Source organism: Chroococcidiopsis sp. TS-821 (assembly GCF_002939305.1).
Classification (GTDB): domain Bacteria; phylum Cyanobacteriota; class Cyanobacteriia; order Cyanobacteriales; family Chroococcidiopsidaceae; genus Chroogloeocystis.
Genome location: NZ_MVDI01000002.1, coordinates 562206 through 576255 on the forward strand (window position 1 = coordinate 562206; position 14050 = coordinate 576255).

Below are 14050 nucleotides of genomic sequence, written 5' to 3' on the forward strand. Positions count from 1 at the left end.
GCGATTTCCAAAGGTAGAAAAGTGGAAAAAGTCAGAACATACACCCCAAAAAGCTGATTTTTCGGTGAATTTTGCCTTGTAAGTCAAAATTTTTGTGGATACCATGAAAGTTAGGTTCCTAATTGCTTCTCACACGGCGCTTGGCGTTAGTTTGTCATGGACATTCAGCTAATCAACATCGGATTTGGCAATATCGTATCTGCCAACCGAGTGGTTGCCATAGTCAGTCCAGAGTCTGCCCCCATTAAGCGTATCATTAGCGATGCTAAGGATCGCAACCAGTTGATTGACGCCACCTATGGTCGTCGCACTCGGGCTGTCATTATTACCGATTCTAGTCACGTGATTCTCTCGGCAATTCAACCGGAAACGGTGGCGAATCGTTTTGTTGTGAATCGCGAGCATAGTTCGGAATAGACTGCTCAATTGCTAGAAATCAGCGGTACGATGGGAAATATAGCAACGGTCAACATGGTTAGGAAATTATTAAAGTTTTGAGTTTTGAATTTTGACTGAAAAAACTTCTTAGCTCAATACTCAACTTTGAGAACTCATAACTCTTCTACCCTTGACCTTTGACCTCTGACCTCTGCTATGGTTGCTTTTCCTCGTTGGTATTTAATTTAATTTAGGATGACGCCAGTTTTATCACTTCAGGATTCAGCTACACCAACAAATTGCCTCCCCGAAGGCAAACTGATTGTCTTGACTGGTCCTAGCGGAGTTGGTAAGGGTACGCTAGTACGAGCGTTGCTCGAGCGTCATCCTGAATTATATTTTTCCGTTTCTGTTACTACCCGCGCTCCCCGTCCAGGCGAAATTCACGGCAAACAATACTATTTTGTCAGCCGCAGCGAATTTCAACAAATGATTGAACAAAACAAACTGCTGGAATGGGCTGAGTTTGCGGGTAACTATTACGGTACTCCCCGCGATACTGTTCTCGAACAAATCGCCAAAGGTAAGTGCGTTCTGTTAGAAATTGAACTCGAAGGCGCACGCCAAATTCGTCAGTCTTATCCTGAGGCGAAGCGGATTTTTATTATGCCTCCATCTTTAGCAGAACTCGAAAACCGCTTACGTCGTCGCGGTCAAGATTCTGCTGATGCGATCGCGCGTCGTCTGCAACGCGCTCAAGAGGAAATTAGTGCCGCGCATGAATTTGACGTTCAAATCGTCAATGACGATCTTGACAAAGCTGTAGATGCGATCGCCTCTACAGTATTTAGCTTTTGTGGTAACTCCAGTTGTTAGACAATCCAAATTCTGCAGCGTGCGCGACGCAATAAAAAACAAAAAGGCACAAAGTCCCCCAAAATTTTCCTTTGCGCCTTTATCAGTCTTTAATGAATGAGCAGAATGCAGTGTTACTTGAAAATGTTTTGAATTAACTCGATATTAGCAAGGATGAAGTAGGCAACAACAGCACCACCAACACCACCAATTAAGAAGCCACTCGCAAAAGTGTTCCAACCTTCAGTAGTGTCAAAAGTATCAGGAGGATTTGGCACAGTCACCGTAGCTACTGGTTTTGGTGGATCGGTTGCGGCATACAGCGATACCGCTAGAGTTGAAATGACAACCATACCTAAAGTTGCCAGCAATCCAGCAATATTCGCGACGTCAGTATCGCGTAATGGACCCAACTTAGCAAAAGGACCAAGCAGCCAATAGCCATGCGCCATTCCTACTTCTAGCCCGCGTCGTAACGGAGTGATCCCTGGGCGATATGCTGGCAGGTTATTGATAAACCACTTAACTAAAGAAGAGTTATTAATTGGCGTTTCCAGATTACCAATTTGAGGATCTCGTCTGGAAGGATAAACAACTTCCTGATTTCGCGGATCGCTAGGACGATTTTTAGATGCATCTATTGCTTGCGCCATATTTATGTCAGATCTCAATAAGGTAGTGGCACTATTTTATGGGAATAAACGACCTTAGTTTTCATACTTTGGTCTTAAATTTAGAAAAATTAATTAAGCAATGATGAGTCAAAAAAATGACAAAGACTCGCTCGAAACGAGCAAGCGCTATACCATTTTCATGTAAAGATATAGCGCCTTGGCAACTGAAAAGTGAATTCTTTAAAAAGCAACTCAGAATCTACAGGCAATAGATAGAGTTTTAGACTTTAAAAAGTAGTGTTCGTCTCGTAAGTCTTGTAAAAACTTTTTTGAAGAGACAAACACTTTGATATTAGCCATACTAATTTATGGCAGCGGGTGGAAAAGAAGATCGGGATACAGATAATTAAAGACAATTAACAGAACCGCAGTAAAACTTAGCCAGGCAAAAAGTAATACTGGTCCTAAAGAAAGATAGCGTAGCAAATAATTTTGGTTGTCGCCTTTCTTTTGCATGAACTCAGTCTCCAAAAACAAATTAATTCAAATCAAACTAGCGTGGAGAAACTGGAATTTCGTCATCTTTAGCAACTAATTCCCCAGAAAGCAATTCTTTAACAGCTGCGAGTGGCCAAGTGAAGCCAGATAGCATGAGTGGCAGCGCTGTTGGTACGTCAATAATGACTTCTCGCAGTTCTGTATTGTCGCGCTTCTTAATTTCTTGGAGATAGGCACGTCCTACCCAGCCAATCCAACCAGCAATATAGAGAAAAAGAATGCTAGGAATCAGGAAGTCACCCGCATGATTGAGACGACCATCTACAATTAAGTGAGGTAAACCCTCTGGACCGCATAATTCTTGCGCATAACGCTCAAAGCGCTTTTGACCTGAATTAGGATCGGCAGTCGTATTTCGGGCAGAAGCAGCTCTTTGAATAAATTCTGGAGATTCACTACAAGGCACAAGCCCTGCACCAACGGCTAACGCCTGCGGCGCAAAACTAAACCATAAACTGATGACAAGGACTAGAGCAAACAATCGTCGCATGGAATTGTTTCCCTTTATTACAAAACCTAAATTTTGTTGTACGATAAACAGCTTGAACAAGCGTTCGCAAGCTCATATGGAAGCAATCATACTCTTGCGTGTGAACCTAGTAAAGTTTGCGGTGAATAAAGTTTAAGCTACTTAATATAGTCGGATAAATTCGCTTGTCACTATTTAGATATTGATTCGTACTTAAAATGCCCGTTTCAGAATTATGTCAACTGTTTTAGCGATAGAAACTAGCTGCGACGAAACAGCAGTTGCGATTGTTAAAAATCGTCAAGTTTATAGTAGTATTATTAACTCACAAATTGCGATTCACCGCCAATATGGTGGAGTTGTTCCAGAAGTCGCTTCGCGCCAGCATTTAGAGATTATTAATCATGGAATTGAGCTGGCTTTGACGCAGGCAAATCTCGCGTGGCAAGACATCGATGGCATTGCTGCGACTTGTGCACCAGGGCTTGTCGGAGCTTTATTAGTAGGAGTCACTGCCGCAAAAACGCTAGCGATCGTGCAGCAAAAACCATTTATCGGCGTGCATCACCTCGAAGGTCACATTTACGCAAATTATTTGAGCGAACCGAGTTTAGAGCCGCCATTTTTGAGTTTGCTCGTTTCTGGCGGTCATACGAGCTTAATTTATGTCAAAGATTGTGGCGCGTACGAGACTTTAGGCGAAACCCGCGATGATGCAGCAGGAGAAGCTTTTGATAAAGTAGCGCGATTACTCAAACTCGGTTATCCTGGCGGTCCAGTCATAGATAAACTAGCGCAATCAGGCAACGCGCAAGCTTTTGCTTTACCGGAAGGCAACGTTTCGCAACCAAATGGCGGGTATCATCCGTATGATTCCAGCTTTAGTGGGTTAAAAACTGCTGTTTTGCGGCTAGTACAGCAACTCGAAAAAGAAACACAACTACCAGTCGAAGACGTCGCCGCCAGTTTTCAAGCGAGTGTTGCGCGATCGCTCACCAAACGCGCGATCGCCTGTGCGCGAGATTACGGTCTGAACACCATAGCTGTTGGTGGTGGCGTTGCGGCAAATAGCGGTTTAAGACATCATCTAACAACTGCGGCGAGGGAGCACAACTTGCGCGTTTTATTTCCTCCACTCAAATTTTGCACCGATAATGCAGCGATGATTGGTTGCGCAGCGGCAGATCACCTCGACCGCGGTCACACTTCCCCGCTCGCGCTTGGCGTTCAATCTCGCTTAGCGCTGACTGATGTGATGCAGTTATATCAACAGAGAAACTAAGAGCGGGTCGCTAGTGACTTGTGGGATAGGAGAGAAATAACCCACTTCCTTGCCTACTCTCTGCGTTCCTTAACTGTAGCTGTGCTGCGCTAAAAGCAGGCGAATTTGATTAGCAACAGTTTGCGGGTGTTCGATCATTGCTAAATGTCCGCAATGAGGAATTTCTAGGACATTATTGCCACAAGCTTCAAATAGCGGATGAAAGCTTGCTAAATGCCGGACATACTTAGGTTCCATTATTTGATCTTTGTCGCCCGTAATAAAATACACGGGTTGCTGAAGTTGAGAGACAATTTTTGGCAAAAGATTTATTTCCGTTTCAGTTGTCGAATCCAAAAGAGTTCCCAAGGCAGCTTCCGGATGGGCAACAACAAAATCAATCAGCCGCTGACGCCCCCAAGCAGGTGCGATCGCCTGCGCCACGTTAGCGCGTGTAAAGAGTAAATCTAGCAGTGGTAAATAGCACAACCAACGCGGACGATATTTAATTAATCTTGAGCCCCAGCTACGAAACTGCTCAAAAGCCTCTTTGAGATAAATACCGCCGCCCGCATTAATACAGATAACTCCCTTAACGCGGTCAGGCATTTGCTCGGCTGCCCACAACGCAATACTACCACCCAACGAATGACCAATGAGCCAAGTACTTGTAATATTGAGTTTTTCTAAGAGAATCATTAAATCTTGCGCATAAGCAGCAGCAGTGTAGCGCGATGCAGAATGTTGTTGAACCGCCGCAGCGCCTACCGAAGCAGGAACCAAACTCGAAACATTCTTTGAGGATGGCAACTCGCGGTTTCCTTGACTCAATTGAGACTGACCAAAACCACGCAGATCGTAGGCAAGACACTGGAAGTCTGGAGACAACTGTTTGATAATAGGCTGCCAGTATCCACGGCTTAATAGCCAACCGTGGATAAAGACTAAAGCATGAGCACCTGCAGTGGGAGTCGTTAGCTCGTAGGCGTGGGGGACTCCTAGAATTTCAATGGTTGCCATGCTTATATCCTATCCTGAACGTTCCTCACTCAACTTGAGATTTCGATAAAAAAGAGTTGTCGATTTGATATAGCTTTCCTAATTTTTCACAAACTTAGCGATGAAAGGATGTTGCGCGCGAAACCTCTCCTAAACTGAATTCAGCTTTTTAGTGAAAAATGCTACATTTGGGAATAGCTAGTTTGTGACACAATACATGGATTCTGCTGAACTCGCTTAGGCACACTTGTATTCACCAGTAATCGCGCTGAATGAATGAATTTGAGAGTACCACACAAGTGAGTTAACACAATAAATCGTAAAGTGTCAGACTAGTTTATGCACTCGTAATCATAATTTATCTACCCGAACCACGCTGGCATGGGTTTTTGGAAAAGCTGGTTTAGCGGTTCTGAGTTAACCGCAGGCACCAAAACGACCGTAAATGAGGAGTACGCAATTGAAATGGCAAATGGCTCCTCTTCAAGTAGCGATCGCCTAGAAAAATCAGGCGAAGGCGATCGCATAGTTTTTAGTAGCGAACGTGAAATTGACTTGTACGAACTAGAAGAACTATGTGACGCGGTAGGTTGGTCGCGTCGTCCGTTGCGCAAGGTAAAAAAAGCCATACAGCATAGTTTCTTGGTTGCGTCAATGTGGGAAGTTCGCGGAACTCAACGAAGACTCATCGGTTTTGCGCGGGCGACTTCAGACCATGCCTTTAATGCAACGATATGGGACGTTGTTGTACACCCTTCCTTTCAAGGTAAAGGTTTGGGTAAGGCATTAATGAAATACATGATTAAAAAACTGAGAAGTGAAGACATCAGCAATATCACATTATTTGCCGACCCTCATGTTGTGGATTTTTACCGAGGTTTAGGTTTCATGTCCGATCCTGAGGGTATCAAAGGCATGTTTTGGTATCCCAACTAGCCAAGACGAAATTAACTCAGAGTTTTCTTTTCTGCGACACACTTTGCTATGCTATACTAGCAACGATGCAATTTAAAGCAACGGGATGTAGCGCAGCTTGGTAGCGCGCCTGCTTTGGGAGCAGGATGTCGCAGGTTCAAATCCTGTCATCCCGATAGTTAAACAGGGAAATCACTCATTTATTCAATGTTCGCGTGCCATCAGCGCAATAGCAACCGTGATAGTTATTAGAAAAGTTAATATTAACGCCTGAAATAGTCGTAGTCAGCAAATTATCAAATATCAATTGCCAATTAAAAATAAAAGCAATCGACGATAAACCTTACAATAGCTTGGTGCGGAACGATCTCACTGTATATAACGTCAGGCTTGGTTGTTATCAGTTAATTACTGACAACGCCAGCAAAGTGCTTGCCAAAGCGCTAACATAACAAAAATTACAACAGCGCGTTTACAAATTAGATACTTTGTCATACTCTAGTGGGCTATTGATGCCAGGAGCAGTTATGAAATCAATTTTTCGTTGGGGCGCAACTGTAGGAATATTAGGCAGCGCCGTTATGAGTTCTGCCCTCATAGGTAATCTACGAGCGCTGGCTTTGCCACAAGAGCAAATTATCCAAAAATTAGGGTCTGTCCCCGTATTCACTATCACCGATAGCAAGGGCGCTCCTTTAGTTGCCACACCGCCGCCAAACGCACAAAATCAACAAAATCAAAGTCCTGTCGCAGGCGTTTTTATTAGTCAAAAAGACGCGCAAGCGTTTGTCAATAATCTGAAGAAAACAAATCCACAGCTAGGAAATTCAGTACAAGTTGTTCCTGTACCACTAGGAGAAGTGTACAGGCTGGAACAAGCCAACGCCAACAAGCCAAATTCTTTAGATATTGCCTACATCCCAGCAAAACAGCAATACGATGCTGCCTTAAATCTCTTACGGCAAAGTGGTAACTCAGAATTACGTAGAGCTTGCGAACAAAATAAACGCAGGCTAGAAGACTGCGTAGGAACGCCGCTATTCGTCGCGCGAGCCGGACAAGAAAAAGGCTACCTGACGATGAAAGTTAACCGTCCGCAAGCCAACAACCAGCAGGCAGAAGTTGAAGTCATTCCTTTCTACTTCAACAAAGAAGAATTACAGAGAATGCTCGAGCGCTTCAAAAAGCAGCAACCTGAGTTAGCTTCTACCGTTGATATCCAAGTTCTCAATTTAGAAGGAATGTTAGAAATTTTAAGAACTCGCAACGACGAAGGCGTACAACAAATCGTGCTGGTTCCGCCGCAAGAGTCAATTCAGTACGTGCGATCGCTGCAACAATCTGCCGCCGGTCAACAAGCACAGCCACAGCAGCGCCCAGCACCACAACAAGCCGCGCCGCAGCGCCCAGCCCGCTAATACATGAACGATCAGTTGCTACTAACATCTGGTTTAGCACTTTGGCAATGGCGTAGTGCTGCTCAACGAGCAGCGCTTTCTGCTCATATCCCTGTAACCGAAGTAGACTGGTTACTACAAGAAGTCGCTGGATTAGACCGCCTTTCACTGCGCTTAGGCTCGTTCAAAAACTTGCCAGAAATTCAACTACAAATACCACTGAGCGACTTAGACCGCTTATGGCAACGACGCATTCACGATCGCCTACCGGTGCAGTACATTGCAGGGGCAACACCTTGGCGACAGTTTAAGTTAGCAGTTTCTCCAGCCGTACTCATTCCTCGTCCTGAAACGGAGTGTTTAATTGATTTAGCAGTAAGTGCAGCCCAAAAAAGTCACGAGCATCATGAGTTAGGGCACTGGGCAGACTTAGGAACGGGTAGCGGCGCGATCGCAATCGGACTTGCCCAAGCAATGCCGCAGGCGACAATTCACGCGGTTGATTGCAGCGCAGCAGCCTTAGCCATCGCACGCCAAAACGCCCAAGCCCTTGGTTTTACTCACCGAATTCAGTTTTATCAAGGCTCGTGGTGGGAACCTTTAGCGTTTCTCAAAGGTCAACTCAGCGGTATAGTGTCCAATCCACCCTACATTCCGAGCGAACTTGTACCACAGCTACAACCAGAAGTCGCACTTCACGAACCGTGGTTAGCACTCGATGGCGGTGCCGACGGTTTAGACTGCATTCGTCATCTTATAGGCACATCAGCAGCTTACTTAAAACCTGGTGGGATTTGGTTGATTGAAATGATGGCAGGGCAAGCCGAAATGGTTGCCGCACTGTTGCAAAGTCACGGCAGCTACGGCAACATTGAAATTCATAAGGATCTTGCAGGCATTGAACGCTTTGCTTTAGCCTATCGCAACAACGAGGCGTGATGTAGGAGTGTGAATGCGTGAAGTGTTGAGTTATACAAGTTTTTCTTAACTCGACACTTTCGACTCATAGCTCTCCTGACCCCCGCCCCCTAACCCCTGACCTCTAAATACTATGCCCTTAGTTTCTCTTGACGAACTGATTGCTGGAGTACGTTCTGGTTGTGTTGTCAGCTTTCCGACAGATACCGTACCCGCGCTGGCGGCGTTACCAGAAAAAGCAGATTTAATTTTTGCACTTAAGCAACGCAGTCAAGATAAACCGTTGATTCTTATGGGTGCAAAAGCAAGCGACCTTTGGGATTTTGTTGCCGGAAACGATCGCGCGCTCTGGCAGGAAGTTGCCAAGTTATACTGGCCTGGAGCTTTAACGCTTGTATTGCCTGCGTCATCACGCGTGCCTCAACAGATGAATCCTAGCGATCCGAGTACGATTGGATTGCGAGTGCCAGATTGTGCGATCGCGCAAAGTATTCTAGAACAAACTGGTCCCTTGGCGACAACAAGTGCTAATTTATCTGGTCAGCCGCCACTACGCACGATGACAGAAATTGCCCAACAGTTTCCCGATGTCCTGACATTACAATTGCAAGAGACAATAGCAAATATCGGCGTTCCTTCGACTGTCGCGAAATGGACAGGTCAAGGCTGGGAAATTTTGCGCCAAGGCTCAGTCAAGTTAGAATTTTAAATTTGTACGTAACACGAATGACAAGCTGGATGAATTGGGTATATCTAGCATTTGGGCTAGGGTTAGGGCTGGGAAGTCGCCGTATTGCACAAGTATTTGGTAAAGATAAATTAGCTAAAACGCCTTTACACTCTACGTCATCTGTACCCAACATCGATACCCAAACGGTATCAAAAAAATTACGACAAACACAAATAGCGTATCAGTTAGTATGCGAACTCAGTCAGTTCAAAGCTGGATTTTTGGTACGCACCGCACACGAACTGCGATCGCCACTCAATAGCTTAATCGGATTACATCAGTTAATTCTGTCTGATTTGTGTGACAATCCAGCCGAAGAGCGTGAATTTGTTGCCCAAGCGCATCAACTAGCGTTGAAACTAGTAAAATTGCTCGATGAAATTCTCGATGTCGCCCGCATAGAAAATAGCAGTAACGAATTAGAAATTCAGCCCTTACAATTAACCGCCATTATTGAGGAAATCGCACATCTGACGCAGACTGTAGCAGCCAACCGCAGTATCAAAATACAAGTATCGCCTGCCGATCCAGAAGTTTATATTTTGGCAGATCCGCACTGGTTACGCGCGGTACTTTTAAACTTGGTAGATATTTGCATTCCCAAGATGGAAGCCGGTAGCATTACGATATCATCACAAACCTCATTCGATACCGAGGCGGTTGACATTTTTTTTGATGTACCACTACCAATAGACACTTGGTCTGAACCATTAGACGCAATGCAGTTCGAGCAACAGCTTAGTGCTGCGGCGGTAGATAATAAAGTGCTTTCCGCCGGATTCAAACTTTTATTGAATCAAACCGTGTTAGAACTGATGCAAGCCAAGTTGAGCTTTTTACCGATTCCATCTGATGCTGATGTCGCTCAGAATACTCGCATTCAAGTAACTATCCCGTTGGTGATTCCTGAAGTTGAATTTCTTGAGTAAGAAAACCTAGTTTTGGCTGGTTGTAGAGTACCATCGTCGTGCTTGAGTTGCACTCAAAACCAATACGTTCGTAGAAGCTTTGCTGATGCGTTGTCATTAAGTAAACACGCTCCACGCGGTTCATGTGTGGATGACTTAAAACACTTTCAACCAGCTTGCGCCCAAGCCCAGCACCTCGATAATCAGGGTGAATGACTACATCCCAAATCGTTGCACGGTAAACACCATCCGATGTTGCTCTGGCAAAACCAATCAATTTCTTGCCATCCCAGACACTAATAACAGGTTTACTGTTAACGATGGCTAGCTGCAAATCTTCAAGACTGCGATCTTGCGCCCAAAAAGCCGCTACCTGAAACAAGTCGTGTAGTTGATCGAGATCCACAGGGGATTGGCAGTGACCATCTGCCGCCACCGAACTATCGCAGAATTGAATATGGCTGTAGTCCATAGTGTCCTGATTTGAGCTTCATACATCGTAACGCTTGCTTTATATTTTGCAAAATAAAAGTCGTTACTGGGTAGATTCACTAAACTGAATTTGCCACAGAGTTATTTGTAAAACTGTTACGAATTAAACTACTGATATGGTGGTGTCAGGGGTCAGAGGTCGGAGGTTAGCGTTAATTGAGGTGTGTGGTAATTAATTCTTGTGATGGGGAGAACCGTCCAATTTCTAAATCCAATTGTCAGGATTCGCCGACTTAAACCAACCTCGATCGCGTATTTTCTTCAGAACCTGCTAAGTTTAAATATCGGAAATTGCAATGCTCTAGAGCACAACAAGAATGCCAGCAGATTATCCTCGCGACATGATTGGTTATGGGCGCACGCCGCCCGATCCGCAATGGCAAAACCAAGCACGAATTGCCGTACAGTTTGTGATTAATTATGAAGAAGGGGGAGAAACCTGCATTTTACATGGCGATCAAGCGTCAGAAACATTCTTGTCGGAAATCGTTGGTGCAGTCCCTTTGATGGGTTTGCGGCATATGAATATGGAGTCAGTCTACGAATACGGGAGTCGGGCTGGCTTTTGGCGGTTGCATCGCATTTTTACGCAACGCGGTATTCCTGTCACCGTTTATGGTATTGCAATGGCATTAGAACGCAACCCCGAAGCGGTTGCGGCAATGCGCGAAGCTGATTGGGAAATTGCAAGTCACGGCTGGCGCTGGATCGATTACAAGTACTTTGGGGAAGCGGAAGAACGCGAACATTTACACGCAGCGATCGCAATTCATACACGAGTGACGGGTAGTCGCCCCCTTGGTTGGTACACTGGACGCACGAGTGCTAACACGCGCAAATTAGTCGTAGAAGAAGGCGGCTTTCTCTACGATTCAGATAGCTATGCAGACGACTTACCTTACTGGATACATGACTACGGTAAGCCGCATCTGGTGATTCCTTACACCTTAGATAACAATGATATGCGTTTCGCCACAACTCAAGGTTTTAACTCTGGCGATCAGTTTTTTGCTTATCTGCGCGATGCCTTTGATGTCCTGTATGCCGAGGGCGAAACCGCACCTAAAATGATGAGTGTAGGATTACACTGCCGCTTAGCAGGTAGACCAGGACGCGCCGCATCCTTAGCTCGTTTCCTCGACTACGTACAACAACACGATCGCGTTTGGTTGTGTCGTCGCATTGATATTGCCCAACACTGGCATCAACATCATAAACCTAGTGCAGGTAGCTAAGTAGAGTAGAGGTTAGAGGTCAGGGGTCAAAGGTCAGAATTAAAAGCGAGTTGAATAAGTTGAAGGGCTGCGATCTGAGCTACACAACTAGCACTGGTATTTTGTTAAAACTAGAGACAATTAATGCAAAGATAGTAGTAGCCATGAGATGGCAAATTGGACGCTAAATTTTCAGAGCTTACTTAATTTATTTTTAGAATCGCAGTGCCCGCTTTGCCAGCGTCCGACTCCGCAAGAATTTTGTCAAGACTGTACAAGACAGCTACAACGTTGTAAATTATCGAATCATCAAGAGTTTTGGCAAGGAGAGTTACCCGTCTTCGTCTGGGGCAACTATAGCGGATCGCTCAAACGCGCGATCGCCGCTTTGAAATATGACAATCAACCACAAATCGCTAAACCGTTAGGTCAATGGCTAGCGCAAGCTTGGCTCAATTCGCAACCTCAACAAAAGTTAGTTGTCGTTCCTATTCCATTACACGCCGCCAAATTGAAAATACGCGGTTACAATCAAGCCGAATTACTAGCCGAGAGCTTTTGTCATTTTACCGGATTAGGTTTACAGCCCCAGGGATTAAAACGCATTAAGGCAACAGACGCACAGTTTAGTTTATCGGGCTCGCAAAGAGAAGAAAATTTAGCAGATGCATTTGTGCTTGGAACCGAATTTCATCGCCAACGTCCAAATAATCGAGTGCTATTGCTTGATGATATTTATACCACTGGGGCAACCGTGCGTTCAGCAGTTCAAGCTTTACAAAAACAAGGAATTGCCGTGTATGGTGTTGTCGCAATCGCCACTCCTAGTAGAAATATGCTCCCAAAAGGGAAAATAAAGTAAGGTAATTTATGTATTATTCTTCTAGTTCATCTTTAAGTTCTCTGTGTTTGTGCCATGCCGCAATTTCATGAAAGCACGGGCAATTAGATTAAAACGCGCCTTATAATAAACCCACTTAAGCTGTTTTGCCGGAATACTGCGTTAAATGATCATAAAAGCTTTGGCAACAGGAGTGAGTCATTTGCTCCTTCCCTTAACGTTGCTAGCAGGTGCAACAAATTTCGTTCCTTCAGCGATCGCCCAACAAACTCAACAAACAAGGTTATATAATCCCATTCCCCTACCGCCGAGTAATCAGGTTTCTGACACGCTTTCAGAAAGAGACATTCCTACCGGAGATGGGGGATTTGCGCGCGATTACCTAGTCAGATTCAACCAGGGCGATAATATTGCGATCGATCTCACCTCGGATCACTTTGATACGATTGTTACCTTGATGTCGCCCGAAGGCGCAACACTCGCAGAAAATGATGATGGGCCGGATGGAACAACAAATTCTTTGCTGTTTACGCGCATCAACCAAACTGGAAATTACATCATCCGCGTTCGTTCGTTTGGTGAAACAGGTGGCGGGGCGTTTGTATTGCGAGTAACGCGGTTACGACCAATATGATTAAAGGTAAGAGGTCATAATGGGTAAATAATAACGATTCTTCCAATTACCAGTTACCAGTTACTAGTCTTGACTAAATATCAATTAGCGGTGTGGTATCGTCAGCACGCATAGTAATAATGCTTCTGTCCATTCGACAACCGCGCCGTAGGTGTCTCCAGTGTGACCGCCGAGTTTATGATTAAACCAAGCACTCGTAAGAAACGCGATCGCAATTCCACTCGCCGCCATAACTACCGCATCAAGAGCCACATCGCCATTGAGGACAATTTTTAAGCCACTCAAACTTAGTAAGAGTAACAATCCTAGTAAAATATCTTGCGGCTGCAATGCAGCTTTATGGAACGAACCTTTACCCGTTGGTTTGAGGTAAGGATAACGGGCGATCGCGATTTGTTGTCCCCAGCGTCCCCAACCGCACACAGCCATCAAACTCAACCAACGATCGAAACTGATCTCACTTAACGCCGCCGTTTTTAGCAGTAATAGAGCGACTGCTGCGATCGCGCCAAATGCTCCTGTTGCACTATCTGCCATGACTTGTAGTCTTCGTTGCGGATCTTGTACGGCTAAGCCATCAGCAGTATCCATCGCTCCATCCAAGTGTAAGCCGCCAGTCAAGGCAATCCAGCTAACGACAACTAAGACACTGCGAGTTAGCACAGGGATTCCAACAAAGTGGAACCCAGCATCTAATAATCCCAGAATTCCCCCAATTAATAAACCAACGAGCGGTACATAGCGAGATACGCGCTCAAAATCTAGCTTTATCGCCCCAGGTATGGGAAGACAAGTATAAAAAGCAAGCGCTGCTGCAATATCGAACCAGAGTTGTTTCCACCACTGTTGCTTATCCACCACGAACGC

The 14050-nt window shown here is 45.0% G+C and carries 17 protein-coding genes and 1 tRNA gene; 12 read left to right on the forward strand and 6 right to left on the reverse strand.

What is annotated here, in order from left to right; genetic code table 11:
• Positions 1-156: 156 nt before the first annotated feature.
• On the forward strand, positions 157-417 hold the full coding sequence (remA, locus tag B1A85_RS10175) for an extracellular matrix/biofilm regulator RemA (protein WP_104546776.1): 261 nt from the start codon (positions 157-159) through the stop codon (positions 415-417).
• A gap of 216 nt (positions 418-633) precedes the next feature.
• Positions 634-1254, forward strand: coding sequence for a guanylate kinase (gene gmk, locus B1A85_RS10180; RefSeq protein WP_104546777.1), 621 nt, complete (start codon positions 634-636; stop codon positions 1252-1254).
• Between the two features lie 113 nt (positions 1255-1367).
• Here the strand turns inward: gmk and B1A85_RS10185 are convergent, their stop codons facing one another.
• The 3 genes from B1A85_RS10185 to B1A85_RS10195 form a co-directional block, all read right to left on the reverse strand.
• Positions 1368-1886, reverse strand: coding sequence for a photosystem I reaction center subunit XI (locus B1A85_RS10185; protein WP_104546778.1), 519 nt, complete (start codon positions 1884-1886; stop codon positions 1368-1370).
• A gap of 327 nt (positions 1887-2213) precedes the next feature.
• Positions 2214-2363 (reverse strand): Photosystem I reaction center subunit IX, encoded by a 150-nt coding sequence (locus tag B1A85_RS10190; RefSeq protein WP_104546779.1) that lies wholly within the window; start codon positions 2361-2363, stop codon positions 2214-2216.
• Between the two features lie 37 nt (positions 2364-2400).
• Positions 2401-2895: a Photosystem I reaction center subunit III gene (locus tag B1A85_RS10195; RefSeq protein ID WP_104546780.1), complete on the reverse strand. Its 495-nt coding sequence runs from the start codon at positions 2893-2895 to the stop codon at positions 2401-2403.
• Between the two features lie 214 nt (positions 2896-3109).
• Between B1A85_RS10195 and tsaD the strand changes: the two genes are divergently transcribed.
• Positions 3110-4156 (forward strand): tRNA (adenosine(37)-N6)-threonylcarbamoyltransferase complex transferase subunit TsaD, encoded by a 1047-nt coding sequence (gene tsaD / locus B1A85_RS10200; RefSeq protein ID WP_104546781.1) that lies wholly within the window; start codon positions 3110-3112, stop codon positions 4154-4156.
• A 69-nt stretch (positions 4157-4225) separates the two neighbouring features.
• Here the strand turns inward: tsaD and B1A85_RS10205 are convergent, their stop codons facing one another.
• On the reverse strand, positions 4226-5155 hold the full coding sequence (locus B1A85_RS10205) for an alpha/beta fold hydrolase (RefSeq protein ID WP_104546782.1): 930 nt from the start codon (positions 5153-5155) through the stop codon (positions 4226-4228).
• A 360-nt stretch (positions 5156-5515) separates the two neighbouring features.
• Between B1A85_RS10205 and B1A85_RS10210 the strand changes: the two genes are divergently transcribed.
• The 6 genes from B1A85_RS10210 (at position 5516) to B1A85_RS10235 (ending at position 10023) form a co-directional block, all read left to right on the forward strand.
• Positions 5516-6070, forward strand: coding sequence for a GNAT family N-acetyltransferase (locus tag B1A85_RS10210; protein ID WP_104546783.1), 555 nt, complete (start codon positions 5516-5518; stop codon positions 6068-6070).
• Positions 6071-6151: 81 nt separating this feature from the next.
• Positions 6152-6225, forward strand: a tRNA-Pro gene (locus tag B1A85_RS10215).
• A gap of 351 nt (positions 6226-6576) precedes the next feature.
• On the forward strand, positions 6577-7467 hold the full coding sequence (locus B1A85_RS10220) for a Tic22 family protein (protein ID WP_104546853.1): 891 nt from the start codon (positions 6577-6579) through the stop codon (positions 7465-7467).
• Positions 7468-7470: 3 nt separating this feature from the next.
• The gene (gene prmC, locus B1A85_RS10225; RefSeq protein ID WP_104546784.1) at positions 7471-8385 is read left to right on the forward strand and encodes a peptide chain release factor N(5)-glutamine methyltransferase; all 915 of its coding nucleotides are present in this window, start codon (positions 7471-7473) and stop codon (positions 8383-8385) included.
• A gap of 112 nt (positions 8386-8497) precedes the next feature.
• On the forward strand, positions 8498-9073 hold the full coding sequence (locus B1A85_RS10230; RefSeq protein ID WP_104546785.1) for an L-threonylcarbamoyladenylate synthase: 576 nt from the start codon (positions 8498-8500) through the stop codon (positions 9071-9073).
• 17 nt (positions 9074-9090) lie between these two features.
• A complete protein-coding gene (locus B1A85_RS10235) occupies positions 9091-10023 on the forward strand; it encodes a sensor histidine kinase KdpD (protein ID WP_104546786.1) in 933 nt (310 codons plus the stop codon).
• On the opposite strand, the gene B1A85_RS10240 is transcribed toward B1A85_RS10235, so the two are convergent.
• Positions 9983-10474 (reverse strand): GNAT family N-acetyltransferase, encoded by a 492-nt coding sequence (locus B1A85_RS10240; protein WP_104546787.1) that lies wholly within the window; start codon positions 10472-10474, stop codon positions 9983-9985. The two genes, B1A85_RS10235 and B1A85_RS10240, sit on opposite strands and share 41 nt — an antisense overlap.
• Before the next feature lie 337 nt (positions 10475-10811).
• Here B1A85_RS10240 and puuE point away from each other — a divergent pair, with 337 nt between their 5' ends.
• The 3 genes from puuE (at position 10812) to B1A85_RS10255 (ending at position 13183) form a co-directional block, all read left to right on the forward strand.
• Positions 10812-11729: an allantoinase PuuE gene (gene puuE, locus B1A85_RS10245; RefSeq protein ID WP_104546788.1), complete on the forward strand. Its 918-nt coding sequence runs from the start codon at positions 10812-10814 to the stop codon at positions 11727-11729.
• Between the two features lie 148 nt (positions 11730-11877).
• Positions 11878-12570 (forward strand): ComF family protein, encoded by a 693-nt coding sequence (locus B1A85_RS10250; protein WP_104546789.1) that lies wholly within the window; start codon positions 11878-11880, stop codon positions 12568-12570.
• 145 nt (positions 12571-12715) lie between these two features.
• Positions 12716-13183 carry a PPC domain-containing protein gene (locus B1A85_RS10255; RefSeq protein ID WP_104546790.1) on the forward strand — a complete coding sequence of 156 codons (468 nt, stop codon included), beginning with the start codon at positions 12716-12718 and terminating at the stop codon, positions 13181-13183.
• 84 nt (positions 13184-13267) lie between these two features.
• Here B1A85_RS10255 and cobS read toward each other — a convergent pair whose 3' ends face one another.
• Positions 13268-14044 (reverse strand): adenosylcobinamide-GDP ribazoletransferase, encoded by a 777-nt coding sequence (cobS, locus tag B1A85_RS10260; RefSeq protein ID WP_104546791.1) that lies wholly within the window; start codon positions 14042-14044, stop codon positions 13268-13270.
• Positions 14045-14050: the final 6 nt, after the last annotated feature.

Bases quoted from the DNA above. Each gene is read 5' to 3' on its own strand.
- remA (WP_104546776.1), top strand. From the start codon at position 157: ATGGACATTCAGCTAATCAACATCGGATTTGGCAATATCGTATCTGCC.
- gmk (WP_104546777.1), top strand. From the start codon at position 634: ATGACGCCAGTTTTATCACTTCAGGATTCAGCTACACCAACAAATTGC.
- B1A85_RS10185 (WP_104546778.1), bottom strand. From the start codon at position 1,886: ATGGCGCAAGCAATAGATGCATCTAAAAATCGTCCTAGCGATCCGCGA.
- B1A85_RS10190 (WP_104546779.1), bottom strand. From the start codon at position 2,363: ATGCAAAAGAAAGGCGACAACCAAAATTATTTGCTACGCTATCTTTCT.
- B1A85_RS10195 (WP_104546780.1), bottom strand. From the start codon at position 2,895: ATGCGACGATTGTTTGCTCTAGTCCTTGTCATCAGTTTATGGTTTAGT.
- tsaD (WP_104546781.1), top strand. From the start codon at position 3,110: ATGTCAACTGTTTTAGCGATAGAAACTAGCTGCGACGAAACAGCAGTT.
- B1A85_RS10205 (WP_104546782.1), bottom strand. From the start codon at position 5,155: ATGGCAACCATTGAAATTCTAGGAGTCCCCCACGCCTACGAGCTAACG.
- B1A85_RS10210 (WP_104546783.1), top strand. From the start codon at position 5,516: ATGGGTTTTTGGAAAAGCTGGTTTAGCGGTTCTGAGTTAACCGCAGGC.
- B1A85_RS10220 (WP_104546853.1), top strand. From the start codon at position 6,577: ATGAAATCAATTTTTCGTTGGGGCGCAACTGTAGGAATATTAGGCAGC.
- prmC (WP_104546784.1), top strand. From the start codon at position 7,471: ATGAACGATCAGTTGCTACTAACATCTGGTTTAGCACTTTGGCAATGG.
- B1A85_RS10230 (WP_104546785.1), top strand. From the start codon at position 8,498: ATGCCCTTAGTTTCTCTTGACGAACTGATTGCTGGAGTACGTTCTGGT.
- B1A85_RS10235 (WP_104546786.1), top strand. From the start codon at position 9,091: ATGACAAGCTGGATGAATTGGGTATATCTAGCATTTGGGCTAGGGTTA.
- B1A85_RS10240 (WP_104546787.1), bottom strand. From the start codon at position 10,474: ATGGACTACAGCCATATTCAATTCTGCGATAGTTCGGTGGCGGCAGAT.
- puuE (WP_104546788.1), top strand. From the start codon at position 10,812: ATGCCAGCAGATTATCCTCGCGACATGATTGGTTATGGGCGCACGCCG.
- B1A85_RS10250 (WP_104546789.1), top strand. From the start codon at position 11,878: ATGGCAAATTGGACGCTAAATTTTCAGAGCTTACTTAATTTATTTTTA.
- B1A85_RS10255 (WP_104546790.1), top strand. From the start codon at position 12,716: ATGATCATAAAAGCTTTGGCAACAGGAGTGAGTCATTTGCTCCTTCCC.